The following is a 23,967-nucleotide window of genomic DNA, read 5'->3' on the forward strand; positions in this document are numbered from 1 at the left end:
CCCCCCCCCCCCCCCCCTTTTTTTTTTAATGAAACGGCGACCACCGAGATCTACACTTATGCGATCGTCGGCAGCGGCAGATGTGTATAAGAGACAGCCCCCCCCCCCGACGGGCCGTCTTCTCGGAGCCCTCGGCCTCATGGCGGCGGGGCTGTGTGTGTTTGGGCCGCTTTGCGCGCTTCCCGCTCTTGGTGGATGCGGACGAGTTCGCGGAAGCCGATGCGTTTGTACTTCGGTACCGGCTGTATGCCCCACACGTCCTGCGCGGTGTGTTTGGGCTGCGCGCCCTCCGGGGGGCCGAACATCGGGTACGGGACTTTGCACTCCAGGGTGTCGTCGGAGTACCGGACCTTGAGGAGCTCACTGCAGATCTCGGTGAGACTCAACGTCGGGTAACCGTAGTAGACCGCCATGAACGGCAGCGTGAAAGCACCTTCGATGACCAAGGCGATCAGGCACACCACAACGGCACGTTTGATCCACTTGTGCATCCGCGCGTAGTAGGGCGTGGTCCCGGGGGGAAGATCTTCCGCGGAATCCGTGGCTTCTGTAGACGATGAGGTGTTCATCCCTGGGCCCTTCTAGTCGGAGAAGATTTCGCGATTGACGGTGTGCAGGTACGGGATAGCCAGGAACGGGGTGATGTAGAAGATGTCGAAGATCCACCACCCCACCACCGGGAAAATGGTCCCCGCGTAACGGACATCGGCGTAGAGCGTCATGTTGAAGACGTAGGTCACCCAGATCACCACACCCATCCAGCAGGTGATGATCATCCATTGGTGGCCCCACCGCTTCATCTGCAGGAAGCCGATCGCCGCGGACACGCGCATCGCGAAGACGGTCAAGATGAAACCGAATACCATGGACTTCTCACCGGGCCCCCGGCACCACCGAGCCAGAGCTCGTTGTAGTGCCAGTAGTAGCCGCCGTCGAAAAGGTAACCCCAGCCGGCGGTCAACACCCGGTTGATCAGGGTGTGATTGGCGATCCAGTCCAGACCCCAGCCCAGGGTGTTCAGCATCCCGTCGATCATCACCAGATAGCCGATCAGCGTGACGATCATCGGCCGCATCGACAAACCCGCGCGGGCGGCTTGGCGCTGCAGCCAGATGCCGCGCATGAAAATGGGAAAACCGAAAATGCCGGGTGCCCAACATCCCATGAGGCCGGCGCCGATGATCATCCATTTGTCGGCACGGCGTTGCGCAAGACGTGACTGTTCGTCGTGCTCGGTAAGGGTGCCGAATTCGCGCGAGCCCGGCCCTGATGCCGGCGCCGCAGATGACTTTGGGCGTGAAAGCCGGGCGGAAAGAGGCAGATTCACAGGTCCCACCACCCACGTGCGAAGGACATGTAGAGCTGGATCCCGAACATCAACGCCAGGTATCCGTAGATCACGAGCTGAAAGATGATCAACGCCTTTTTGCGCTGACGTTCCCTCTGATCAACCATCGATACTCCTCCTTCAGTGGGTGCCGGACGTCCGTGATGGGGCCAGGCTGGCGAGCGTGATCTCGCGCAGCTCGTCAGATATCGCACCGTCGGTCGACAGCGGTGCCAGCACACACGCTTCGGCCGCTTCCAGTTCGCCGGCCCCGGCGGCGATCAACTGCGCTGCGGTGAAAAGGACGCGGGTCGAGGGTGGTTCGAAATGAAAAGCCTCGTCGGCTGTCCTGATGGCGGTGGCGCAGGAGACCAGCCGCGATGCGAAGCCGGCAGCAACGCCTGATCGGCAATGATGACCTCGGCCTCTTGATCCGGGGGCAGATATCGCCACTGCCGTCAACGAACAGCTCCGTTCCAGAGCTGTTGCGTGTCCGCAGGAGGTCTCATCCACGAGGCCTGGCTCCGGCTTCTGACACGCCCGGGCCGGTCAGAAAGTTCCGATGTTGGCGAAGATCCAATACCAGAACCAGATGATCAAAACGACGCCGCCCCAGGCGAAAATGTAACGCGCGATCTCCCAGATCCAAGCCAGCATGCTCGACCTTCTCTCTTTTCCGATGTCGCGATACTCGAAGAATCAGCGTGCCCTCGCTCATGGATCCACTCGGGCACCCGGGGTGAAGACGACGGGGAGGGCGCGGTAGCCGCGGGTGACCGAGGCGCCGTGGAAGTCGACGTGCGTCTCGGACGGGATTGTGAAGTCGGGCAGGCGCTTGAGGACTTGTTCGACGCCCACCCGAAATTCGAGACGGGCGAGATTGGAGCCAAGACAACGATGCACGCCGGCTCCGAACCCGAGGTGACGGTTTGCCTGGCGGTCCAGGATGCACTTGTTCGGTTGGTCGAACTCGCGCGCGTCGCCGTTGGCGGCGGCATAGTTCACCACAACCGTCTGCCCGGGACAGAACTGGTGTCCGCTGAGTTCGACCTCTTCGGTGACAGAGCGATTGAGTCCGTGGATCGACCCGGCGTAGCGGATGAATTCCTCGATCGCGGTGGGCATCAGCTCTGGCTCGCTGATCAAGCGGTCGCGCTCGGAGGTGTTGGTGCCCAGGTAGAAGAAGGCGAATGACATCGCACTCGAGGTTGTCTCCAGTCCCGCTTGCACCAGCAGCATGACATTGGCGACCACGTCGTCGAATCTCAATTTCTCACCATCGATTTCGACGGCAAGCAGAACGTCGATGAGGTCGTCGCGCGGCGGTTCGCCACGACGCCTGTCGATTTCGTCGCGCACCCGCATGTACAGGTTCGTCATCGCCTCGTTGCGGACGTCTTCGGTCTCACCATTGACCGCGACGTCGGTTGTCTCGAGGTAGAACGGGACGTCCTCTACCGGCATACCGAGCAGGTACCGGAAAAACACGATGCCGGGCTGCTGCCACGCGACGTCGGCGAGGTCTCCGCGGCCCGACTCGATGAATGTGTCGATCAATTCATCAGTGACGGCGCGCACCTGGGGCTCGAGCTGTTTCATCCGGCCCGGCGAAAAGTACGGGTTCAAAAACTTGCGCATCTGCTGCTGGCGCGGTGGATCGATGGTGATCACGATGTCGCCGAACCACATCAGCGAGCCTTCCATCGTCAGCGGCTTGCTGGAGAAGCTTTCCCAGTTCCGTGCGATTTCGTAACAGTCGTCGTAGCGGGTGGCAACCCACGCGCCCCCGGGCGTCGGACCCACGAACGGAGAATCCTGATGGGTGAACGGCGCGCTCTCGCGCATCACTTCGTAGACCTGGTACAGCAACTCCGGGTCGTTGAAGTCCTCGTGACGAAGATCCAGGTTGCGGGCGTGTTCCTCCGGCGATCTGCTCACGATGGACAGTCCTTTCCGCACCGGCGCGCCGGCATGCCGGGATCGGCGCAACGCCGGCGATCGGCTTGGGCAGACAGCACCGGACGACGGGCCGCACACAGTTCCGTCACACCGCAATCGTGGCACCGTCCCTGTGCCGTCCCCGCCGGCCCTCGAATTCCTCGCGTATGCCGAAATTGTCTTTGGCACACAGTAAATCGTCGATTGCAGGGAGTCAAGCGACACTCGATAACTACCCTGGCGACTACAATCCGCGAGGCCGCTTTGCGCGCGCACCAATAGGCTGGGGCCGAGAAAGTCTGAGGTGGACTGGGGCGGCGCGCGTGCAGGCTTCCCCTCAGTCGACGGGTGCTCGCTAAAGTATGTGTGATGACCACAGGCGCGCGGCGGCGAGTTCGCGACAAGGACGGCAAACAACGAGCCCTCCTTGAAGCGGCCGCTGAGGTCTTTGCCGAAGCGGGATACGCGGCCGCGGCGACGAAGGAGATCGCCCGTCGCGCCGACTGCTCGGAGGCAATGCTGTTCCACTACTTCGGGGACAAGCGAGGCATCTTCGAGCAAGTCGTTTCTCGACAGATCGCGGACCTCGTCAGTGAGGCCGAAGAGCAAGTCGTGGCGGCCCTGCCTGCGCGCTTCGAGGACTATATCGAGCAGCTTTTCTTTGCGAGACTAAAAATCGATGACCGGGACAGCGGTGTTCCCGGCTGGGACATTTCCGGGCGGGCGTTATCAGATCCGGACTTCTCCCTGCGGGTGCTGCAACCCAATCACGCACGCCGTACGGCCGTCATTGCCGAAGGCGTCCGCCACTACCAAGCTGAGGGGCAGATCAGGGCTGACGTCGACGCCGACCTGTTCGCCGAGCTGCTGGCTAATTTCATCATTTTCACAACGAGCCTCGGACCTCGCTGGTTTGGAACGGGCGAGTCAGACATCCGCGCGCAGATTGAACTGGGTTCGCAGATCCTCGCCAAGGGTGTAAGCACGTCAATTACGAAGCCGCCCGCCAAGCGACGCGGAAGAGTGCAACGGACCCCGAAGGTGCGTGCGGCCGACTAAAAGCTCCGACGGACTCAACCGCGGCCAGGGTTATCGAGTCGCACTTGACACGTTAGCTTTCCCGTCGCTAGCGTCGTTGCCAGCCAAGCCGCAACCATGCGGATGCAGAACACCCTGCTCGATCGGCACGAGCGTGAGGACAGGAAGTGGCGTGTGTGCACTCATCGGCGCGGGTAACTCACTTCCGAAGACATTGACGCGGAAAGCCGCAAGACGATGAACGCTCTGCGTGGGGTTCGTGTTGTCGAGTGGGCGACGGAAATTTCCGGCCCGTACTGCACCAAGTTGTTCGCCGACCTCGGAGCGGAGGTCATCAAGATAGAAGCTCCCGACGGGGATCCGTTCCGCCGCAGGACGTTTGGCGAACGGCACGACGCTGACGCGCTGTTCAAATTCTTGAACGCCGGCAAGCGTTCGGTCGTTGGCACTTCGCTGGCCGACCTGGAGCCTCTGATCGTTTCCGCGGATGTGTTCGTCGATTCTCTCGGCCCCGGGGCACTCGACCGCGAGGCCCTCCTACGGCGAGCGCCACACCTGGTGATCGTGGCGTTGTCTCCCTACGGGTTGACCGGACCGTACCGGGACCGACCCTCGACGGAGTTCACCATCCAGGCCGAGAGCGGAACCCTGGCGTTGCGAGGTCGTCCAGACCAACCGCCCATTCAAGCCGGTGGCCGAGTATTCGAATGGGTGATGGCCAGCTACGCCGCCGTCGCGGCGCTTGGCGCATTGCGGCCAGTTCAACTCGGCGGCGCAGGCGAAATCGTTGACTGCTCATTGCTGGAGACGTGTCACCTCAGCGCCAGCGGATTCGCCGACCTCTACCACGAGTTGGCCGGTCGTCCCCCTTTGACCATGCCGGCGCGACAGGTTGAAATCCCTTCCATCGAACCAACCGCGGACGGATGGGTGGGCTTCAACACCAATACCCGTCAACAGTTCGAGTCATTCCTCGCGATGATCGGCCGGTTGGAACTACTCGACGATGACCCGGCGTGGGCCCTCGCAACGACGCGCTGGGAACGCCGGGAGGAGTGGAATCGGATTGTGCGGGAATGGACGACGAGACATTCCACAGACGAGATCGTCGCGTTGGCCTCCGATCTGCGGATCCCCGTCTCTCCCGTCAACAATGGCCAGACCGTGTTGGACCACCCTCAGTTCGCGTCGCGGGGCGTGTGGGGCACGTATGCCGACGGCAGCTTCACCCACCCGTTGGCGCCCTACCAGATCAATGGCCGACGGCCCGCCCCAACCACCGGCGCTCCCCCGCTCGGCGAAATGACAAAAGTGCCCGCCCACAGCAGGATTGCGGCCGCCGCCGACCGCGCCCCAAGCCTTCCGCTGGACGGCGTGCGAATCCTGGACGCGACAGCGTGGTGGGCGGGCCCCTCCTCGACCCACATTCTTGCCGCACTGGGCGCTGAGGTCGTTCACATAGAATCGAAGGACCACCCTGACGGCGCGCGGATGGCGGCCGCGGCGTTCGCCAATCAGCCTCAGTGGTGGGAGCGGTCGGGGATGTACCTGGCGACCAACGCCAACAAGCGCGGGCTCACCCTCGACCTGTCCTCTGAGAGAGGGCGGGAGCTTTTCTTCCGACTCGTCGAGCGCTCCGACATCTTGGTTGAAAACTTCTCGCCACGCGTATTCGACAATTTCGGCATCACGTGGGAAACCGTCAGTGAACTCAACCCTCGAATAGTCATGGTTCGAATGCCCGCATTCGGGCTCGACGGACCGTGGCGCAACAATGTGGGCTTCGCGCAGACGATGGAACAGATGACCGGGATGGCGTGGGTGACCGGCCATGAGTACGACCAGCCGCGAATCCCCCGCGGCCCGTGTGACCCCCTGGCGGGAATGCACTCCGCATTCGCCATGCTCGCCGGCCTCCGGCAACGGGATCAGACCGAGCGCGGGTCGTTCATCGAGGTCTCGATGGTGGAGGCCGCACTCAACGCGGCCGCCGAGCAGGTCGTCGAATTCACCGCCTACGGAAGTCTGATATCGCGCCGGGGGAATCGCAGCCGTGACGCCGCACCACAAGGGCTCTATGGGTGCGCGGGAACTGAGCGATGGCTGGCCATTTCGGTCGCGAACGACGAGCAATGGCGCCGACTCAAGTCGGCTCTGGGCAACCCGGATTGGGCAGACGACCCCGCGTTGGATACCCACGAAGGGCGTGTCGAGGCACATGATGTGATCGACAAGCATCTCGAGCAATGGGCTGGCCGGCGAGAGTCCTCGGCCGCTGCTGAATTGCTTATCGAATACAGCGTCCCCGCAGCGGATTTGGCAGATGCCAGGGTCGGTTCGATGCACCCACAACTGGCTGCCCGCGGCTTCTTCGAAAGTCTCGACCATCCCGTTGTGGGACAGCATCACGTGGCGGCACTTCCCTTCAAGTACCGCAGCGTTGACAAGTGGTATCGGTCACCGGCACCGACGTTGGGACAGCACAACGCGAGCATCCTCGGCGAGCTCCTCGGCCTCGACGCCGCATCCATTGCGGCGCTCACAGAGCAGGACGTCATCGGGACGCGACCGGGCGGATTGGACTGAACGGTGAAGCTTCGTGTCGACGCAGAAATGTGCCAGGGCCACAGCCGTTGTTACGCAGCATATCCGGAGATGTTCGACATCGACGGCGACGGGATCGCCTTCGTCACCATGGAAACCATTCCTCCCGAATGGGAAGACCGGGCGCACAACGCAATCGCGAACTGCCCCGAGCGTGCCATACATATCGTGAAGGAGTCGCCATGAAGACCAACGGGGCAGTTCTGTGGGGGCTGAACGAGAAGTGGTCGGTGGAAGAGATCGAACTCGATCCGCCGCAGGAAGGCGAGCTACTCGTCGAGTTCGAAGCCACCGGTCTATGCCACTCCGACCACCACATCCGCACCGGCGACATGTTCGGGGTGAGTTTTCCCCTGATAGGTGGACACGAAGGGGCGGGCATCGTTCAAGAGGTTGGTCCGGGAGTGCGCGATGTAGCGGTGGGAGACCACGTGGTCACATCTTTCCTACCGGCGTGCGGTCGCTGCCGCTGGTGCGCCACGGGTCATCAGAACCTGTGTGATTACGGCGCGACCATCCTGGCGGGAGTCCAGGCCGACGGCACCTTCCGGCGCCGAGCCAGAGGACGGGGCATCGGAGCCCTCTCCGGCGTCGGCAGTTTCGCGCAATGGGGCGTGTTGTCAGAGGCCTCAGTGGTCAAGATCGACGACGATGTGCCGCTATCGCGCGCATGTCTTCTCGGCTGCGGCGTGACCACCGGCTGGGGTTCGGCCGTCAACACCGCCAACGTCAGTCCCGGCGACGTCGTCGTTGTGGTTGGCTGCGGCGGGATCGGCAGCGGTGCCATTCAGGGCGCGCGGCTGGCGGGAGCGGAACAAATCGTCGTGGTCGATATTGAGCCGAGCAAGCGCGACAAAGCGTTTCAGTTCGGAGCCACTCACTTTGCCACCTCGATGGAGGAAGCAACCCAGTTAGCCGGCGAGATTACGCGTGGAGTCATGGCCGACTCGGCCATCCTCACGCCAGGCGTGCTCGAGGGCGCGATGATCAACGACGCGCTCAATGCGGTGCGGAAGGGTGGTGCCGTGGTGGTCACCGCCCTGGCATCGATGTCCGACGTGACGCCGACGCTGCCGCTGACGTTGTTCACGCTGTTCCAAAAACGCCTCCTGGGCAGCCTGTACGGCGAAGCCAACCCGCGGGCCGACATCCCTCGGCTTATAAGCCTCTATCGAAGCGGCAAGCTGTTGCTCGACGAAACCGTCACCGCGGAGTACAAACTCGACGACATCAATGAGGCCTACGACGACATGCTCGCCGGCCGCAACATCCGCGGGGTAATAGTCCACGAGCACTGAGTCTTTGGGCAAAGGCGAATCCGCATCGTATCCAGCCCGCGCGACCGGGAGAGAAGGCGCTGAATGTCACATACAACCTGTAGGTAATGCTCAAGTTAATTCACTCACTCACCATGAAGGGATTTCACTCATGTCTTCGCCAGCCGATGTCGTCCGCCATTTCTGCGCCTTGATGGAGCAGCGGGACGCGGAAGCATTGCGTCCCCTGCTCGCCGAAGGGGCCGTTTATCAGAACGTGGGAATGCCCGCCTTCACTGGGCCAGACGCCATCGTGGAGAACATGGCCGCCCAGTTCGCGATGTTCCCGGACGCCTACGCCTTTGAAATCGTCAACCTCGCCAGCGAGGGTGCCGTGGTGCTCACCGAACGCCTGGACTACATCCAGACTCCGGACGGAAGCAAGCCGGCCATCCCGGTAATGGGTACCTTCATCGTCGATGACGATGGGCGGATCACTCGCTGGACCGACTATTTCGACCTGAATCTGACGATGAAGCTCCTTCAGGGCGAGGACATTAGCGCCCTGGTGCCCGCGACCGCATGACTTGGGACATCACCACCGATCTGGGATCAACAGCGCTTGCAGTCGCTGCCCAACGGGCAGCAGAAACAGCACAAGATGACCCGTTGATCCACGACGAGTTTGCGGCGGTGTTGGTGGCGGCGGCCGATGAACCCGGTTGGCAACGGATCGCGTGTGGGGACCTTTCGTGGATGGGCGCGGAGGATGATGTGGGGCGGCGGGTCGCGCGAACGGGCCGGGAGTACGTCGCCACACGGACGGTCGTCTTCGACGAGTTCTGTGCTGACGCAGCGAGTTTAGGAGTCGGCCAATTCGTCATCCTCGCTGCCGGCCTCGACGCCCGTGCCTATCGCTTAGTTCCTCTCACCGGCAAGCGTGTGTACGAAATCGACCAGCCCGCAGTCCAGGCGTTCAAGGACGCCGCCCTGACAGCGCATGGCGCTACTCCGCTAGCCGACCTGTGCGCGATTCCTGTTGATCTGCGCGATGAGCGTTGGCCACTGATGTTGATGGAGGCGGGATGGGACAGGTCGCTGCCGACCGCCTGGCTCGTCGAGGGACTATTGCCCTACCTATCGTCAACCGAGCACAACGCACTCTTCGACGCGCTCACTGCGCTGAGCGCACCGGGTAGCCGGCTGGCCGCCGAGGTCTATCACCACTCGACAACGCATTTCGGCGACAAACGGCTGAGCACTTGGCGCGACGGAGCAGCCGAGATAGACGAAGCGCTGGGCGTAGACGTGGATGTAACGGCCTTCATCAAAGACGACGATGCCAGCGATACGGCATCATGGCTGTCCCGGCACGGATGGAGGGTGGATTCCCTAGACAGCCGCGAAGTGATGTCGCGCCTCGGCAGGCCAATCCCACCGGACCTCCGCGACATTGCGCCAGCTAGCTCCCTAGTAACAGCGATCCGCTCCGGGCCGTAGCGTTCCAACCAATACTGGTCATTTCGAGCTTTGTGAACGAGGGGGGTCCATGCGGGTGCCAAGGGCCGTCGCAAACTTCAATCGTCGAGTCACCAATCCGGCGGCTCGGTCGATCACGCCATGGCTTCCAGGCCAAGGGACACTCGAACATGTCGGACGCAGATCAGGCAAGCGTTATCGAACGCCGCTGTTGGTTTTTCCCATCCGCGACGGCTTCGTCGTTCTCATCGGGTACGGGCTCGAATCGGACTGGTTGAAGAATGTATTCGCCGGTGGACAGGCGGTGCTGCACAAGCGCGGCAAGAGTATCGCGCTAGCCAATCCCCGCCTCCTGAGTAAGGCTGAGGCCGCAACGCTCGTTCAAGGGCCATCTGGTGTGTTCTACCGCCTGTTTCCGTACAACGAAGCGGCGCTGGTGTTGACCAAAGTCAATTCCACTCAGTGACCACCGTTCGCCTCTTATCGGTAGCCTCCCGCCACCTCACTGGAGCTGAACAGGATTTTTAAGGTGGGGCGGGCGGGGCTCGAACCCGCGACCAACGGATTATGAGTCCGCGGCTCTAACCAACTGAGCTACCGCCCCTAGCGATGTTCCGTAGGAAACGGTAGCCGAACGCCAACATCAATGTCCGTCGGGCGGGATCCCGGGCAGATCAGGTCTTCGGCCATTTGGCCGCGCCGGTTATAGCATTTCGTCGGTTGCTGGCGACGAATCGTGAGGGTCCCCGCAAGAGCGCTGCCATCGCCGCCGAGAGCGCACACGTCGCGCTCAGTGGAGAGGAGAGCCATGGCCGACGTCATGACGCTCGGCCTGACCACCGCCGAGGCGACCGAGCGGCGCGCGCAGGGCGGCGCCAACAAGCTCCCCGCGGCGAGGCGGCCGTCGATCGCTCGCCGGCTGCTCGGGGAGCTGACGCACTTTTTCGCCCTGCTGCTCTGGGCGGCCGCAGTGCTCGCCTTGCTGGCGAAGCTGCCCCAACTCAGCGTCGCCATCATCGCGGTCATCGTGCTGAACGGGGTCTTCTCCTTGATCCAACAAGCGCGGGCAGACCGGGCCGCCGACCGGCTCCAAGAGATGTTGCCGACGCGCGTCACGGTCTTGCGTGACGGCGCTCGGCGGGTGATCGAGGCCGAGGACGTAGTCGTCGACGACGTGCTGCTACTCGAAAGCGGCGACCGCGTTCCCGCGGACGCCGTGGTGCTCAGCCAGAACCGGTTGCTCGTCGACTCCTCCATGCTCACCGGCGAGAGCGAGGCCGGCGCGGTCGCAGCAAGCGAGCCCCTGTTCGCGGGCACTTTTGTGGTGGAAGGAGATTCGCGTGCAGTGGTCACCGCTATCGGCCAACAGACCCGCCTGGCCGGCATCACCCGGCTGACAACCTCGACCAGGAAACCGGACACGCCACTGACCCGCGGTTTGCGTGGTGTCGTCCGCCTCATCGCAGCGATCGCAATCGGTGTGGGTGTGCTGTTCCTGCTCGTCTCTGTGCTCGTGGGCAACCCGATCCAGCAGGCCTTCGTGTTCGCGATCGGGGTCACGGTCGCCCTGGTCCCGGAGGCGCTGCTGCCCACCGTGACGTTGTCCCTCGCCTGGGGCTCGGAGCAGATGGCGAAGCGGCAGATTCTGGTCCGCAACCTCGAGGCCGTCGAGACGCTCGGGTCCACGACGTTCATCTGCACCGACAAGACGGGAACCCTCACTCGCAACCAGATGACGGTGGTCGAAGCGTGGTCGCCGGCCGGCTCGTTGGCCATCGACGGCGCCGGCTACGGGCCCACAGCGGGGCTCACGTGGTCCTCGCCGATCGCAGAGGAGTCCATTCGCCGGCTCGCCCTGGCCGGGGAACGCTGCTCCACTGGATACGCCGAAGAAGTCGACGGGCAGTGGCGGGCCCACGGCGACCCGATGGAGGCTGCCCTCGATACCTTCGCCCGACGACTGGGCATCGACACCGTCGAAGACCGTCGTACCGCCCACGCCCAGCTGCGGTTCCCCTTCGATCCCCGGCTGCGCCGCATGGCTGTCGCGCTGGCCGGCGAGATCGTTGTCAAGGGGGCGCCGGACGCCGTGCTTCCGCTCTGCGGTGACGACCCGGCGGCGCACCAAGCCGTGGACACCCTGACCGCCCGGGGGCTCCGAGTACTCGCCGTCGCCGCGTGCCCGAGGAACGGTCGTACACCCCGGGACCAGCAGGAATGCGACCAGGGGTTGCGCCTGCTCGGCCTGGTGGCGCTCGAGGATCCGCCGCGTGAAGACATCTCCACATCCCTCGACGCGTGCCGCAAGGCGGGTGTCAAGGTGGCGATGGTGACCGGTGATCATCCGGCCACCGCCACGGCCATCGGCAACGAGGTGCGGCTACGGTCCGCCGACTCTGCCGTGCTGTTGGGAGCGGATTTACCGGAGGACGAGCAGCATCTCGCCGCTGTCCTCGACCACGACGGGGTGGTGATCGCTCGGGTCTCTCCCGAGGACAAACTCCGCATCGCCCGTGCCCTTCGCTCCCGGGGCCACGTGGTGGCGATGACCGGCGACGGAGTCAACGACGCGCCGGCACTGCACGAGTCGGACATCGGTGTGGCGATGGGCCGCTCCGGCACCGACGTCGCACGCGAGGCGGCCGACCTGGTTCTGCTCGACGACTCCTTCGCCGGCATTGTGGCCGGCATCGAGCAAGGACGCGCCACGTTTGTCAACATCCGCCGGTTCCTGACGTACCACCTGACCGACAATGTTGCCGAGCTGGCACCTTTCCTGGTCTGGGCGCTTTCGGGCGGCCAGTTCCCTCTCGCGCTGGGTGTTCTGCAGATCATCGCGCTCGACATCGGCACCGACACCTTGTCGGCGGTCGCACTCGGTGCCGAGCCGCCCGCGAAGCACCTGCTCGAGGGACCCCCGGTTCACGGCCGGTTAATGAATCGCACGGTGCTGCGCCGGGCCTTCGGGGTGCTGGGACCGCTCGAAGCCGTCGTCTCGCTCACCGCCTTCGTGGTGTCCCTGATGGCGCTCGGCTGGCGTCCCGCAAACCCGTTCCCGACTGGGCACAACCTGGCAATGGCATCAGGCGCGGCATTCATCACCGTCGTCTTCGCCCAGACCGCCAACGTCTTCGCGTGCCGGTCCTCCTCGCGCTGGCCGGGAGCGCTGGGCTGGGTCACCAACCGGCTCCTGGTGCCCGCGGCGTTCATCGGGCTGGCCTTTTCACTTGTCGAACTGTGGGTGCCACCCATCGCACGGTTGCTCGGTCAATGGAATCCACCCCTGTGGGGCTGGGCCGTCGCCCTGGCCGCGGTGCCGATCCTGTTCGGCGTCGACGCGCTCGACAAGTACCGGCGGGCGCATCGCCGACGGCCGCGGGCGTCCTCGAAAGCACGCCCAGGACGGGTTCGGGCGCGACTTCATCCCTGACCTTCGTGCAGCAGTTTCAGTGCATTGCGAAACGCAAAGAGCCAAAACCCTTTCGGCCCTTCAATATCCCCGACGCGCAGACCCATTGAGCACCCGTTCGTCGGCACCGACCAGCTCACGCCCGTGAAGTACGCCGCCGACCGGGCGGCGGGCTTTTAAGGCATCACACGGGCGCGGGCTGCCCGGGGACCTGCCGCGCGGCCTGATCCTTGAGCTTGGGAATCAAGTCCGGCGCGTAAACATAGATCGCCGACTCGACCTCCCACTCGGCCTGGGCCTGCTTCATCGGCGTCGTACGGGTGATCATGTTCACCAGCTCCTGGGCCTCTCCGAACGGATTGGGATTGGCCCGGACCTGGCTGGCGAACCAGCGACCCTCGGCGGCCTCGCTGCAGTCATTGAAATCGGCGTTGTGAACCATCTTGTTCTGCGCCAGCAGCTTGATGTACTGATCGTCAGCCGGGCTCATGTTGCACGACGCCGAGGCGTGCGGCGCCGCGAGCACGGCACCACCGAACATTGCGGCCCCCACAACGCCGGCTGCCCCCACCGCCAGCACCTGCGCGCGCGATCGTGTAATCGTCACTTCTCCAGACCCCCTCATCGTGGAAATTTGCTACTTCCCTTTCGCGCTAACGCTCGGGTACCACCGTCGACGAGCGCGACAAACGGCCGGCTCGTCAAACAATGAATGAACAGCGGTTAGCCAAAACACCAGTGCGCGTTGAGTATCCAAAAGGCAGGTGACACCCCCGCGATGAACGGCCGCCGTAATCCGGCAATCACGCATTCGCCGGCACTCAGCCGTGCCGGTGCCTTACTCTGAGTTAGCTTGATGCAGCGCACCAGAGCCGACCCGTTACTCGGACGGCCAGTTCGCGTGCGTGGCTTGGTCTTTGATCTTGGGGATCACGTCTGGCGCATACACGTAGATCGCCGACTCGACCTCCCACTCGGCCTGGGCCTGGTTCATCGACGTCGTGTTCGTGATCATGTTGACCAGCTCCTGGGCCTCCCCAAATGGATTGGGGTGGTTCCGAACCTGGTCGGCGAACCAACGTCCCTCGGCGGCCTCGGTGCAATCGCTGAAATCGGCGTTGTGCACCATCTTGTTCTGCGCGAGCAGCTGAATGTACTGGTCGTCCTTGGGGCTCAAGTTGCAGGACGCCGAAGCTTGCGGTGCTGACAGCACCGCGCCGCCGAGCATCGAGGCCCCCAGCGCGACGCCGGCAGCCCAGACCGATGACACTCGCATGCGCGAGCGTGCACGGGTGGTTGTCATCTCCGGTCCTCCCTCTGCGTGGGAGCGGTGTTGCTCTCCGACGCGAACCAAGCCTTGGTGGTAACTGCTAACCGAGACAGCGATTCGGGGCCACCGTTAACAGTCACGCGGTCGATGGTCGTCAACTCAGGCGGCGCTGCCATCCGAGATCACCGTCATGCGTCAGTTTCGGTGCCGAGATATGAATTTAGCCAGAATCGTCCCCCGAGGGACGAACTCTTGTTTGCGTGGTCGTGTACGGATGGTTAACATTTCCTACTTCGTGCCGGCCGGGAGCCTTTCGCGCATCGATGGCGCCCCGGCAGTCACGGCAGGGTCGGCTAGGCCGGCGTCGCCCTTGACCAGTAGCTAAGCGCCGTGCACGGGGCGGTCAGTGGCCGCTCAGGCCGCACCCGCGATCGTCAGTTGAAGACGGTCTTGCCGTCGGCTCCGAGGAGGTATCGCTCGGTACCCTGCTCGACCCTGGGGGCGTCGGCGCCCAAAGCGACGGCAACTTTGTTGCTTGCATTCCGCATGATGTCAAAGGTGAGCTCGACGGCCTCGGCATCGGAGAACCGGGAGCGCACCTCGGCGGCATCGTCGGCGGCGAGGTGCGCAGGGGTCCAAATTAACGCATCGGCGTAGCGCAGGGCCGCTTTCGCGCGGTCATCGAGCAGCGCCGACGACTCGAAGCGATCGATCTCTTCGTAGAGCGTCTCCGAACCGCCGGCATCGAGTGCCGTGCCCTCGCGCAGCGACTTGCACAACCGGCAATTGTGCTGAGCCGCCCCGCGCAGCCGGACCAGCTCGGAGGTGACGGGGTCCAGCGCACGCATCCGGGCCACCGCGGGCAAGAAGTCGTTGAACACCGGGCCCGACGGCTCGGTGGTGCCATCCCACTCGATGGCGCCGTCGACCCAGCCCAAGTACTCCGATCCGACGCCGAGCGCTTCCAGCCCGGCCCGCACCCGCGGCACGAAGTCGGCGATATACATCAGGACCACCACGCCGAAGACTCTGTCGCCCAGGTGCTTGATCAGCCGGGACCGCTGCCCGTCGGTGATCGCGGAGACGTCCGCGCTGAACTGCTCGGCGAACTCGGTGGCGACGGCTTCGGCCTCCGACTCGGGCGCCCCGACCTCGACGGGACTGGGCAGTGGCGGCAGCGACAGCGTCTGGGCGCACGTCCGCCGAACCAGGGCCGCAATGCGCGCGTCCGCCGGCGAGCCCGGAGCCAGGGCCACCAACCGCGTCAGCTGATCTTCTTGGACCGAAACCGGAGCCGCCATTCGTCACACGCTAGAACGCGGCCGGCCCAGCGGCAATCGCCTATTGTGCCTGGCTCACCGAAGACATATAGAAGTCCGGTATCCGCAGCGACGGCATGGCCGCGCGGGTGGCCCAGTCCGCCCACTCCCGGGGCAGGGTTTTCTCGCTCGCCCCGGCCTCGGTGACCCGCCGCAGCAGGTCCAGCGGACTCTCGTTGAACCGGAAGTTGTTGACCGCGGCGGTCACCTCGCCATCTTCGATGAGGTAGACGCCGTCGCGGGTCAGCCCGGTGAGCAGCAGCGTGGTGGGGTCGACCTCGCGGATGTACCACAGCGTGGTCAGAAGCAGGCCGCGCTCGGTCGCCGCGATCATGTCGGCAAGCTCGGCCGACCCGCCCGTCATCACCAGGTTGTCGGCGGCCACCGCGACGGGGGCATCGAATTTGGCCGCCGTCGCGCGCGGGTACGCCAGCGCGTTGATCACCCCGTTGCGGATCCAGTCCACTTGGCCGATCTCCATGCCGTTGTCGAACACCGACGCCGTCTCCGACGAGCTGCTCACCGCGACGAACGGCGTGCACGCCAGGCCCGGCGCCATCGGATCGGAGAACAGCGTCAGCGGCAATTCGGTGAGCCGCTCCCCCACCCGCGTCCCGCCGCCGGGCGCCGAGAACGCGGTGCGGCCCTCCCGGGCGCCCCGGCCGGCCATCGACCAGGCCAGGTAAAGCATCATGTCGGCCACCGTGGACGGCGGCATGATCGTCTCGTAGCGCCCCGCGGGCAGTTCCACGCGGCGCTCGGCCCAGCCGAGCCGCATCGACAGCTCCTCGAGCATCGAATCCATTGGCACGTCGACGAAGTCGGGCGTGCCGATACCGGCCCATGCGCTAGCGTCGCCGCGCTTGCCGTTGATCTCCACCGCGCCGGCGGGCTGGGTGTAGCGCCGGCGCACTCCGGTCGACGATGCCAGGAACGTCGTCGAAACGCTGTGGTGCGCAAAGCCATACAGCCGGTCGGTGCCGCGGAACCCGCGACTCAAGGAGTCGGCGACATCGGCGAACACCAACGGCCCGGTACCGGGCACCGGCGCGTCCCAATCGACCGGCACCCCGGTATCGGTCAACAGCGGCGCGGCGTCACCGGCCTCGGGCGCCGAGCGGGCCGCCTCCTGGGACGCCGCCACCAACTCGGGGATCACCCGCGGATCCACCTCGGCGGAGACCATCGTGCCGATCCGCGCGCTGGACCCTGCGCGGACGACGGAGATCACCGTGATGCTGCGGTTGACCGAAACACCGTTGGTGGTCATCGAATTGCCCGCCCAGCGCAACGTCGCCTCGACCTTGTCGGTGACGAGCACCATGGTCTCGCTGGCGCCGCCGAGCTTGGCGGCCTCCTCCAAAACGAGGTTGACGACATGCTGCGGGGTGATCATCGGCCGCCCTCGGTCCGAGTGTTGAGCACGTTGACGCCGCGGAACAAGGCCGACGGGCAGCCGTGGCTGACCGGGGCGACCTGGCCGGGCTGCGCCTTGCCGCAGTTGAACGCGCCGCCCAACCGCCAGGTCGACGGACCGCCCACGGCTTCCATGGAATTCCAGAAATCGGTCGTGGTGGCCTGGTAGGCGACGTCTCGCAATTGACCGTCCAGCCGACCGTCGCGGATGTGGAAGAACCGCTGGCCGGTGAACTGAAAGTTGTAGCGCTGCATGTCGATTGACCACGACTTGTCGCCGATGATGTAGATGCCGTCCTCGACGCGGGCGATCAGGTCGGCGGTGCTGACGTCCTCGCGCGCCGGCTGCAGCGACACGTTGGCCATCCGCTGAATCGGCACATGATGCGGCGAGTCGGCATACGAGCACCCGTTGGACCGCGGCTGCCCCAGACGCGGGGCGAACACCCGGTCGAGCTGATAGCCGACGAACACCCCGTCGCGCACCAGATCCCAGCTTTGCGCCGCCACACCCTCGTCGTCGTAACCGATGGTGGCCAACCCGTGCTGGACGGTGCGGTCGGCGGTCACGTTCATCACCGGGGAGCCGTACCGCATGGTGCCGAGCTTGTCCGGCGTGGCGAAAGACGTTCCCGCGTAGGCGGCCTCGTAGCCGATGGCGCGGTCGTATTCGGTTGCGTGCCCGATCGATTCGTGAATGGTCAGCCACAGGTTGGTGGGATCGATCACCAAATCCTTGCGCCCGGCCGTCACGCTGGGCGCCTTGACCTTTTCGACGAGCAGCGACGGCAACTGCGCCAGCTCGTCGGTCCAGTTCCACACCTCGTCGCCGGCGAGCACTTCCCAGCCGCGCCCAGTCGGCGGGGCCAGCGTGCGCATCGAGTCGAAGCTGCCCGCCTCGGCGTCCACGGTCACCGCCTCCAGCGACGGCTGCACCCGCACCCGCTGCTGGGTGATCGACGATCCGAAGGTATCGGCGTAGAACGTCTGCTCCTTGACGGCGGTAAGCACGGCCGACACGTGGTCGACGCCGTCGGCACTGAGCAGCCGGCCGGAGTATTCCTCCAGCACGCCGATCTTGTCGCTCGCCGGGACGCTGAACGGGTCGATCCGATAATCGGAAACCCAGGTCGCGTCGGCGTATATCGGCTCGGGCGCCAGCTCGACGCGCTCGCTGTTCAGCGTCGCCAGGGTGGTGGCGACCTGCACGGCGCGACGCGCCGTCTCGGCCGCGACCGAGGGCGCGAGCTCGGCGTGCGAGGCGAATCCCCACGTGCCATCGACGATCACCCGCACCGCCAGACCGACCTCGCGGTTGACGACCGCCGTCTCCAGCTCGCCGTCGCGCAGCTGGATGATCTCGGTCACGATGCGGTGAACCCGCAGGTCGGCGTAGCTGGCGCCGGCCGCGGTGGCCGACGAAAGCGCGGCCTCGGCCAACTGGTGGCGCGGCAGGCTCAGGAAGTCGGCATCGATCCCCCGGTTCGGTGTCACGGATCCACCGTAACGGCCGTTCACCCCAAACCCCGGCCCCGCCCGCTTTAATTACCCCATGGCCAGCGGCGCCCTGAGGACACAGCCTCGCTCCACCGTGCTGGGCTATGCCCTGCTGGCGCCCAGCTTGTTCGGCGTCGTGGCCTTCTTGCTGCTGCCCATCCTCGTGGTGATTTGGCTGAGCCTCTACCGCTGGGACCTGCTGGGTCCGCTGCACTATGTGGGCGGGGCCAACTGGCGGTCGGTGCTGACGGATCGCAACTTCGCCAACTCGCTGATCGTCACGGCTCTCTTCGTGGCGATCGTGGTGCCGGGGCAGACGGTGCTGGGTCTGTTGGCCGCGTCCATGCTGGCCCGGCAGCTTCCCGGCACCGGCCTGTTCCGCACCCTCTACGTGCTGCCGTGGATCTGCGCGCCGCTGGCGATCGCCGTGCTGTGGCGCTGGATTTTGGCCCCGACCGACGGGGCCGTGAGCACCCTGCTGGGACACAGCATCGAATGGCTTTCGGATCCCAGCTTCGCGCTGCCGCTCGTGTCGGCCGTCGTCGTGTGGACCAACGTCGGCTACGTCTCCCTGTCGTTCCTGGCGGGCCTGCTGGCGATCCCCGACGACATTCACGCCGCCGCGCGCACCGACGGCGCCACCGCTTGGCAACGGTTCTGGCGCATCACCCTGCCCATGCTGCGGCCGACCACATTTTTCGTGCTGGTGACCGGAATCGTCAGCACCGCACAGGTTTTCGACATGGTCTACGCGTTGACGGGCGGCGGACCGGCGGGCAGCACCGATCTGGTGGCCCACCGCATCTACGCCGAGGCTTTCGGCGCGGCGGCCATCGGGCGCGCGTCGGTGATGGCGGTGGTGCTGTTCGTCATCCTGATCGGCGCCACGATGGTGCAGCATCTCTACTTCCGGCGGCGGATCAGCTATGACCTCACTTAGCCGGCTCGCCATCTACGGCGGACTCATCCTCGGTGCGCTGATCACGTTGGTCCCCTTCCTGCTTGGTTTGTTGACCTCGTTCACCTCGGCACACCAGTTCGCCACAGGTACGCCGCTGCAGCTGCCACGGCCATTCACCCTGTCCAACTACGCCGACCTCGGTGGCGCCGGATTCGGCCGCGCGGCGGCGGTGACCGCATTGATGACCGCCGTGATCCTGGTGGGCCAGCTGACCTTTTCGGTGCTGGCCGCATACGCGTTCGCCCGCTTGCATTTTCCGGGGCGCGACGCTTTGTTCTGGGTCTACATCGCGACGTTGATGGTGCCGGGAACGGTCACCGTGGTGCCGTTGTATCTGATGATGGCCCAGCTCGGCCTGCGCAACACGTTCTGGGCGCTGGTGCTGCCCTTCATGTTCGGCTCGCCGTACGCGATCTTCCTGCTGCGGGAGCACTTTCGGATCATCCCGAACGACTTGGTCAATGCCGCCCACCTGGACGGGGCCAACACCTTGGACGTGATCGTACATGTGGTGATTCCGTCCAGCCGGCCGGTGTTGGCCGCCTTGACGCTGATCACGGTGGTCTCGCAGTGGAATAACTTCATGTGGCCGTTGGTAATCACCAGCGGGCACAAGTGGCGGGTGCTCACGGTAGCGACGGCCGATCTGCAGTCGCGGTTCAACTCCCAGTGGACGCTGGTCATGGCGGCGACGACGGTCGCGATCGTCCCGCTGATCGCGCTTTTCGTCGTCTTCCAGCGCCACATCGTCGCATCGATCGTTGTCTCGGGGCTCAAGTGACCCGTTCGCGCAGCATGAGCCGGCCCCGCTTTTCGACGGTGATGGCCGCGGCGCTCGCGCTGGTCGCGGTGTTGTTGGGTGCGACCGCGGTGCTGCTGGACTACTCCGGCCAGCCACCCGGCGGCAAAGTCGTCGTGACGGTGCGGGTCTGGGCCGAACAGATCGCCGCGGCCTATCGGCAGTCTTTCGAGGCGTTCAATCGCGCGCATCCCGATATCGCGGTGCACACCAGCGTGGTCGCGTATTCGACGTACTTCGACACGCTGCGCACCGATATCGCCGGTGGCAGTGCCGACGATATCTTCTGGCTCTCCAACGCCTATCTGGCCGCCTACGCCGACAGTGGCCGACTGATGAAGATCGACAGGGCCGCCCCGGCGTGGGATTCGGCGGTCGTCGACCAGTTCACCCGCGGGGGCTCGCTGTGGGGGGTGCCGCAGCTGACCGATGCCGGGATCGCGCTGTATTACAACGCGGACCTGCTCGCCGCGGCCGGCGTCGACCCCGCCCAGCTGAACGGGTTGCGGTGGAGCGCAGCTGACGGGGACACGCTGCGGCCCATGCTCGCCCGGCTCACCCTGGACGCCGACGGACGCCCCGGAAACACGGCGGATTTCGACGCCGGACGGGTCCGGCAGTGGGGCTACAACGCCGCCAACGACCCGCAGGGTATCTACCTCAACTACATCGGCTCGGCCGGTGGTGTTTTTCAGCGCGGCGACACGTTCGCGTTCGACAATCCCGGTGCCGTGCAAGCCTTCCGCTATCTGGTCGGCCTGATCAACGACGACCACGTCGCGCCGCCCGCGTCCGACACCAACGACAACGGCGACTTCTCCCGCAACCAGTTCCTGGCCGGCAGGATGGCGCTGTTGCAGTCCGGCACCTACAACCTGGCGCCGGTGGCTCGCGATGCCCGCTTCCGCTGGGGGGTGGCGATGATGCCGGTGGGCCCGGCCGGCCGGGTGAGCGTCACGAACGGCATTGCGGCGGCCGGCAATGCCGCGACGAAACATCCCGACGCGGTGCGTCAGGTCCTGGCCTGGATGGGCAGCAAGGAGGGCAACGAGTTCCTGGGGCGCGAGGGTGCGGCCATCCCGGCGGTGCTGTCGGCTCAGCCGGTTTACTTTCATTACTGGTCCGCGAGGGGCGTCGACGTCACACCCTTCTTCGCCGTGCTCAACGGCCCGCGCATCGCGGCTCCCGGCGGCGCCGGCTTCGCCGCCGGCAACGACGCCCTTCGGCCCTATTTCGACGAGATGTTCTTGGGCCGTGGCGATGTCGCGGCAACCCTGAAGCGGGCGCAAGCGGCCGCTAACGCCGCGGCGCAGCGTTAGCCCGGCAGCACCAGCACCGGCACGGGGCTTTCCCGGATGATCTTGGCGCTGCGGGAACCGAGGAAGACCCTCCGGATGTCGCCGCGCGGCCGGGTGCCCAATGCCAGGATCTCGCCCTCCTGCCAATCCGCCTGCGCCAGCGCGTCTTTCCAACTGCGGCCGGTAACCACCTGCAGCGCAACGTCTTCGCTGACGATCCCGTCCGTCTTCAGCTCCTCGAGGATGCCGCGCGCTTGCGACGCCCAGGCCTGCAATACCTCATCCTCGACCTCGAGCCCGACCTCGGGCGGATACATCGTCTTGCCACGGACCGCAAGCGTGATCACCCGCACCGGCACACCGAATCGCTGACCGAACTCGAAGCAGCGCCTCACCACGTCGATCGCATCGGGGGTGGCCGAGTAGGCACAGGTGAGGCGGGTCAACTTGCCTTGGTGCGCACGGTAATTGCGGGGGCTGATGGCCACCGGAACGGGCGACGCGTGCAGCAGCCAGTCGGCGGTGGAGCCGATCAGCACTTGGCCGTGGCCGCCGCTGGGCAACGAGCCCAGCACCAGCACGTCGGCGTCAATCTCGTGGATGACCTCGAGGAGTCCCCCCGACACCGAGCCGTGCGCGCGGTGCAGGTAAGTCACCTCGATGCCGTCGGCCACCGTGTCCAGGACGCGGCCGGCCTCCTTCGCCGACTCGTCGGCCATGGCGTCGGCCCACAGCTCGTATTCGGCGTCGACGCGGGCGAGCGACGGCGTCAGCCACGGTTTGGGCACAACCGTCACCACGGTGAGCGAGGTGCCGCGGGTCCGCGCGATGCGCACGCCCAGGTGCAAACCCGAGAGCCCCACCTTGCCGGCACGGTAGCCGACGACGACGGTCACAGCGCGTCCCGCTCGAGCGCTTCGCTGTTGAGCGCGCTGTGATGGCGGCCCCACACGAAGTAGAAGGCTAACGCGAGCGCGACCCAGCCGCTGAACGCGATCCAGGTGTACCAGTGCAAACTGGCGAGGATGTACCCGCAGGCCAGCACCGAAAGGACGGGCGTGACGGGATAACCGGGAACCTTGAAGCCCCGCGGCAAGTCGGGCTCGCGCACCCGCAAGATGATCACTCCGGCGGATACGACGACGAACGCGGTGAGCGTCCCGATGGACACCATGTCCGCCAACTTTTCCAGCGGTATGAAGGCGGCCAGCGCAGAGGCTGCGACGGCCACGATCACGGTGTTGCCCACCGGCGTCATGGTGTTCGTGTTCACGCGCGCGAAGCGCGCTGGCAGCAGCCCGTCGCGTCCCATCGCGAACAGGATGCGGGTCTGCCCATACATGCTGACCAGGGTGACGGAGAAGATCGAGATGACAGCGCCCGCGGCCAGAATCGTACTGGCCCAGCTGCCACGGGTGACGTTGTCGAGGATGGTGGCCAGGCCGGCCTCCTGCTGCCCGGCGAAGTCCTGCCATGGCTGAGTGCCCAGTGCGGCGAGGGCAACGAACACGTAGACGCTGGTGACCGTCACCAGCGCCGCAATCAGCGCGCGCGGCATGGTTTTCTGCGGGTTCTTCACCTCGTCTCCGGCGGTCGACACGGCGTCAAGGCCGATATAGGAGAAGAAGATGGTGCCGGCGGCGGAGCCGATGCCGGCAGCGCCGAATGGTGCGAAGCCGCGGAGATGGCTTGCGTCGAAGGCGGTGAACGCGACGATCGCGAAGATGACCAGAACCCCCAGCTTGATCAGCACCATGATCGTGTTGACCCTGGCTGACTCGCTGGCGCCGCGGATGAGCAGCAGTGCGCACATCCCGATCAAGATGATCGCCGGGAGATTCAACCAGCCGGGCCGCGCATCCCACGGCGCGGCCGATAAGACATGCGGCAACTGGAAACCGAAGACATTGCTGAGCAGCTTGTTGAGATAGCCGCTCCAGTTCACCGCGACCGCGGCGGTCGACACCCCGTATTCGAGCAGCAGGCAGGCCGCCACCCCCATCGCGACGACCTCGCCCAGAGTTGTGTACGCATAGGAATAGGAAGACCCGGAAACGGGCACCGCGGAAGCCAATTCGGCGTAGCAGATGGCCGCGAGTCCGGCCGCGAGTCCGGCGATGAGGAACGACAGAATCACTCCGGGGCCGGCTTCTGGCACGGCTTGAGACATGACGAAGAAGATGCCCGTCCCGACCGTCGATCCGACCCCGAACATGGTCAGCTGAAAGGTGCCGATGGTCCGCTTGAGGTGGTCCGCGGCCCCATGGGCGACGGGCGTGCCGACGACCGGGCGGCGCCGCAGCATCTGCTCTGTCAGGCTGATCGACGTGGGTGGCAATGGCCCCTCCTTGCTCGA

Annotated in this window: 21 protein-coding genes, 1 tRNA gene and 2 pseudogenes; 11 read left to right on the plus strand and 13 right to left on the minus strand. The window is 65.2% G+C overall.

All coding sequences use genetic code 11. The features are described from left to right. Positions 1–137: 137 nt before the first annotated feature. From A5781_RS13855 to A5781_RS13870, 5 genes and pseudogenes are all read right to left on the minus strand, one after another. Positions 138–569 carry a hypothetical protein gene (locus A5781_RS13855; protein WP_067206735.1) on the minus strand — a complete coding sequence of 144 codons (432 nt, stop codon included), beginning with the start codon at positions 567–569 and terminating at the stop codon, positions 138–140. A 12-nt stretch (positions 570–581) separates the two neighbouring features. Beyond that, positions 582–1,327, minus strand: a pseudogene (locus A5781_RS13860) (hypothetical protein). Next, positions 1,324–1,455: a hypothetical protein gene (locus A5781_RS26440; RefSeq protein ID WP_255360824.1), complete on the minus strand. Its 132-nt coding sequence runs from the start codon at positions 1,453–1,455 to the stop codon at positions 1,324–1,326. The pseudogene A5781_RS13860 and the gene A5781_RS26440 overlap by 4 nt, the downstream one beginning before the upstream one ends. A 13-nt stretch (positions 1,456–1,468) precedes the next feature. After that, positions 1,469–1,773: pseudogene (locus tag A5781_RS13865) on the minus strand (CbbQ/NirQ/NorQ C-terminal domain-containing protein); the annotation flags it as partial. 268 nt (positions 1,774–2,041) lie between these two features. After that, complete coding sequence (locus A5781_RS13870) at positions 2,042–3,265, minus strand: cytochrome P450 (RefSeq protein WP_067206832.1); 1,224 nt, start codon at positions 3,263–3,265, stop codon at positions 2,042–2,044. A gap of 369 nt (positions 3,266–3,634) precedes the next feature. On the opposite strand from A5781_RS13870, the gene A5781_RS13875 reads away from it, so the two are divergent. From A5781_RS13875 to A5781_RS13905, 7 genes are all read left to right on the plus strand, one after another. Next, the gene (locus A5781_RS13875) at positions 3,635–4,324 is read left to right on the plus strand and encodes a TetR/AcrR family transcriptional regulator (RefSeq protein WP_067206739.1); all 690 of its coding nucleotides are present in this window, start codon (positions 3,635–3,637) and stop codon (positions 4,322–4,324) included. A 216-nt stretch (positions 4,325–4,540) separates the two neighbouring features. Then, positions 4,541–6,889: a CaiB/BaiF CoA-transferase family protein gene (locus A5781_RS13880; RefSeq protein WP_067206743.1), complete on the plus strand. Its 2,349-nt coding sequence runs from the start codon at positions 4,541–4,543 to the stop codon at positions 6,887–6,889. Between the two features lie 3 nt (positions 6,890–6,892). Continuing rightward, on the plus strand, positions 6,893–7,093 hold the full coding sequence (locus tag A5781_RS13885) for a ferredoxin (protein ID WP_067206747.1): 201 nt from the start codon (positions 6,893–6,895) through the stop codon (positions 7,091–7,093). Beyond that, entirely contained in the window at positions 7,090–8,205 is a 1,116-nt protein-coding gene (locus A5781_RS13890; protein WP_067206751.1) for an NDMA-dependent alcohol dehydrogenase, read from the plus strand. The genes A5781_RS13885 and A5781_RS13890 overlap by 4 nt, the downstream gene beginning before the upstream one ends. 130 nt (positions 8,206–8,335) lie before the next feature. Beyond that, positions 8,336–8,749: a limonene-1,2-epoxide hydrolase family protein gene (locus A5781_RS13895; RefSeq protein ID WP_067206764.1), complete on the plus strand. Its 414-nt coding sequence runs from the start codon at positions 8,336–8,338 to the stop codon at positions 8,747–8,749. Beyond that, entirely contained in the window at positions 8,746–9,663 is a 918-nt protein-coding gene (locus A5781_RS13900) for an SAM-dependent methyltransferase (protein ID WP_067206768.1), read from the plus strand. Before A5781_RS13895 ends, A5781_RS13900 begins: the two co-directional genes overlap by 4 nt. Before the next feature lie 49 nt (positions 9,664–9,712). Next, entirely contained in the window at positions 9,713–10,108 is a 396-nt protein-coding gene (locus A5781_RS13905; RefSeq protein ID WP_067206772.1) for a nitroreductase family deazaflavin-dependent oxidoreductase, read from the plus strand. Between the two features lie 64 nt (positions 10,109–10,172). On the opposite strand, the gene A5781_RS13910 is transcribed toward A5781_RS13905, so the two are convergent. Further along, positions 10,173–10,246 (minus strand) — tRNA-Ile (locus A5781_RS13910). A 204-nt stretch (positions 10,247–10,450) separates the two neighbouring features. Here A5781_RS13910 and A5781_RS13915 point away from each other — a divergent pair. Continuing rightward, entirely contained in the window at positions 10,451–13,072 is a 2,622-nt protein-coding gene (locus tag A5781_RS13915; RefSeq protein WP_067206775.1) for a cation-transporting P-type ATPase, read from the plus strand. 163 nt (positions 13,073–13,235) lie between these two features. Here the strand turns inward: A5781_RS13915 and A5781_RS13920 are convergent, their stop codons facing one another. The 5 genes from A5781_RS13920 to A5781_RS13940 form a co-directional block, all read right to left on the minus strand. Then, entirely contained in the window at positions 13,236–13,676 is a 441-nt protein-coding gene (locus tag A5781_RS13920) for a DUF732 domain-containing protein (protein WP_156624633.1), read from the minus strand. Between the two features lie 255 nt (positions 13,677–13,931). Beyond that, positions 13,932–14,354, minus strand: a complete 423-nt coding sequence (locus A5781_RS13925) for a hypothetical protein (RefSeq protein WP_231990708.1) — start codon at positions 14,352–14,354, stop codon at positions 13,932–13,934. Between the two features lie 401 nt (positions 14,355–14,755). Beyond that, positions 14,756–15,622 (minus strand): carboxymuconolactone decarboxylase family protein, encoded by an 867-nt coding sequence (locus tag A5781_RS13930; protein ID WP_067206783.1) that lies wholly within the window; start codon positions 15,620–15,622, stop codon positions 14,756–14,758. Positions 15,623–15,662: 40 nt separating this feature from the next. Beyond that, on the minus strand, positions 15,663–17,036 hold the full coding sequence (locus A5781_RS13935; protein WP_067206786.1) for a TldD/PmbA family protein: 1,374 nt from the start codon (positions 17,034–17,036) through the stop codon (positions 15,663–15,665). Next, a complete protein-coding gene (locus tag A5781_RS13940; RefSeq protein WP_067206839.1) occupies positions 17,033–18,550 on the minus strand; it encodes a TldD/PmbA family protein in 1,518 nt (505 codons plus the stop codon). Before A5781_RS13940 ends, A5781_RS13935 begins: the two co-directional genes overlap by 4 nt. Positions 18,551–18,623: 73 nt before the next feature. On the opposite strand from A5781_RS13940, the gene A5781_RS13945 reads away from it, so the two are divergent. From A5781_RS13945 to A5781_RS13955, 3 genes are read left to right on the plus strand one after another with little or no spacing between them, the layout of a single operon-like run. After that, positions 18,624–19,493, plus strand: coding sequence for a carbohydrate ABC transporter permease (locus A5781_RS13945; RefSeq protein ID WP_156624638.1), 870 nt, complete (start codon positions 18,624–18,626; stop codon positions 19,491–19,493). Continuing rightward, positions 19,480–20,295: a carbohydrate ABC transporter permease gene (locus A5781_RS13950; RefSeq protein ID WP_067206794.1), complete on the plus strand. Its 816-nt coding sequence runs from the start codon at positions 19,480–19,482 to the stop codon at positions 20,293–20,295. Before A5781_RS13945 ends, A5781_RS13950 begins: the two co-directional genes overlap by 14 nt. A gap of 14 nt (positions 20,296–20,309) precedes the next feature. Continuing rightward, the gene (locus A5781_RS13955; RefSeq protein ID WP_067206842.1) at positions 20,310–21,632 is read left to right on the plus strand and encodes a sugar ABC transporter substrate-binding protein; all 1,323 of its coding nucleotides are present in this window, start codon (positions 20,310–20,312) and stop codon (positions 21,630–21,632) included. Here A5781_RS13955 and A5781_RS13960 read toward each other — a convergent pair. Both A5781_RS13960 and A5781_RS13965 read right to left on the minus strand, forming a co-directional pair. Next, on the minus strand, positions 21,629–22,507 hold the full coding sequence (locus A5781_RS13960; RefSeq protein WP_067206797.1) for a universal stress protein: 879 nt from the start codon (positions 22,505–22,507) through the stop codon (positions 21,629–21,631). The two genes, A5781_RS13955 and A5781_RS13960, sit on opposite strands and share 4 nt — an antisense overlap. Next, positions 22,504–23,949, minus strand: a complete 1,446-nt coding sequence (locus A5781_RS13965) for an amino acid permease (protein ID WP_156624636.1) — start codon at positions 23,947–23,949, stop codon at positions 22,504–22,506. Before A5781_RS13965 ends, A5781_RS13960 begins: the two co-directional genes overlap by 4 nt. Positions 23,950–23,967 lie beyond the last annotated feature (18 nt).

It is taken from the genome of Mycobacterium sp. 852002-30065_SCH5024008 (assembly GCF_001665645.1).
GTDB classification, from domain to species: Bacteria; Actinomycetota; Actinomycetes; order Mycobacteriales; family Mycobacteriaceae; genus Mycobacterium; species Mycobacterium paraffinicum.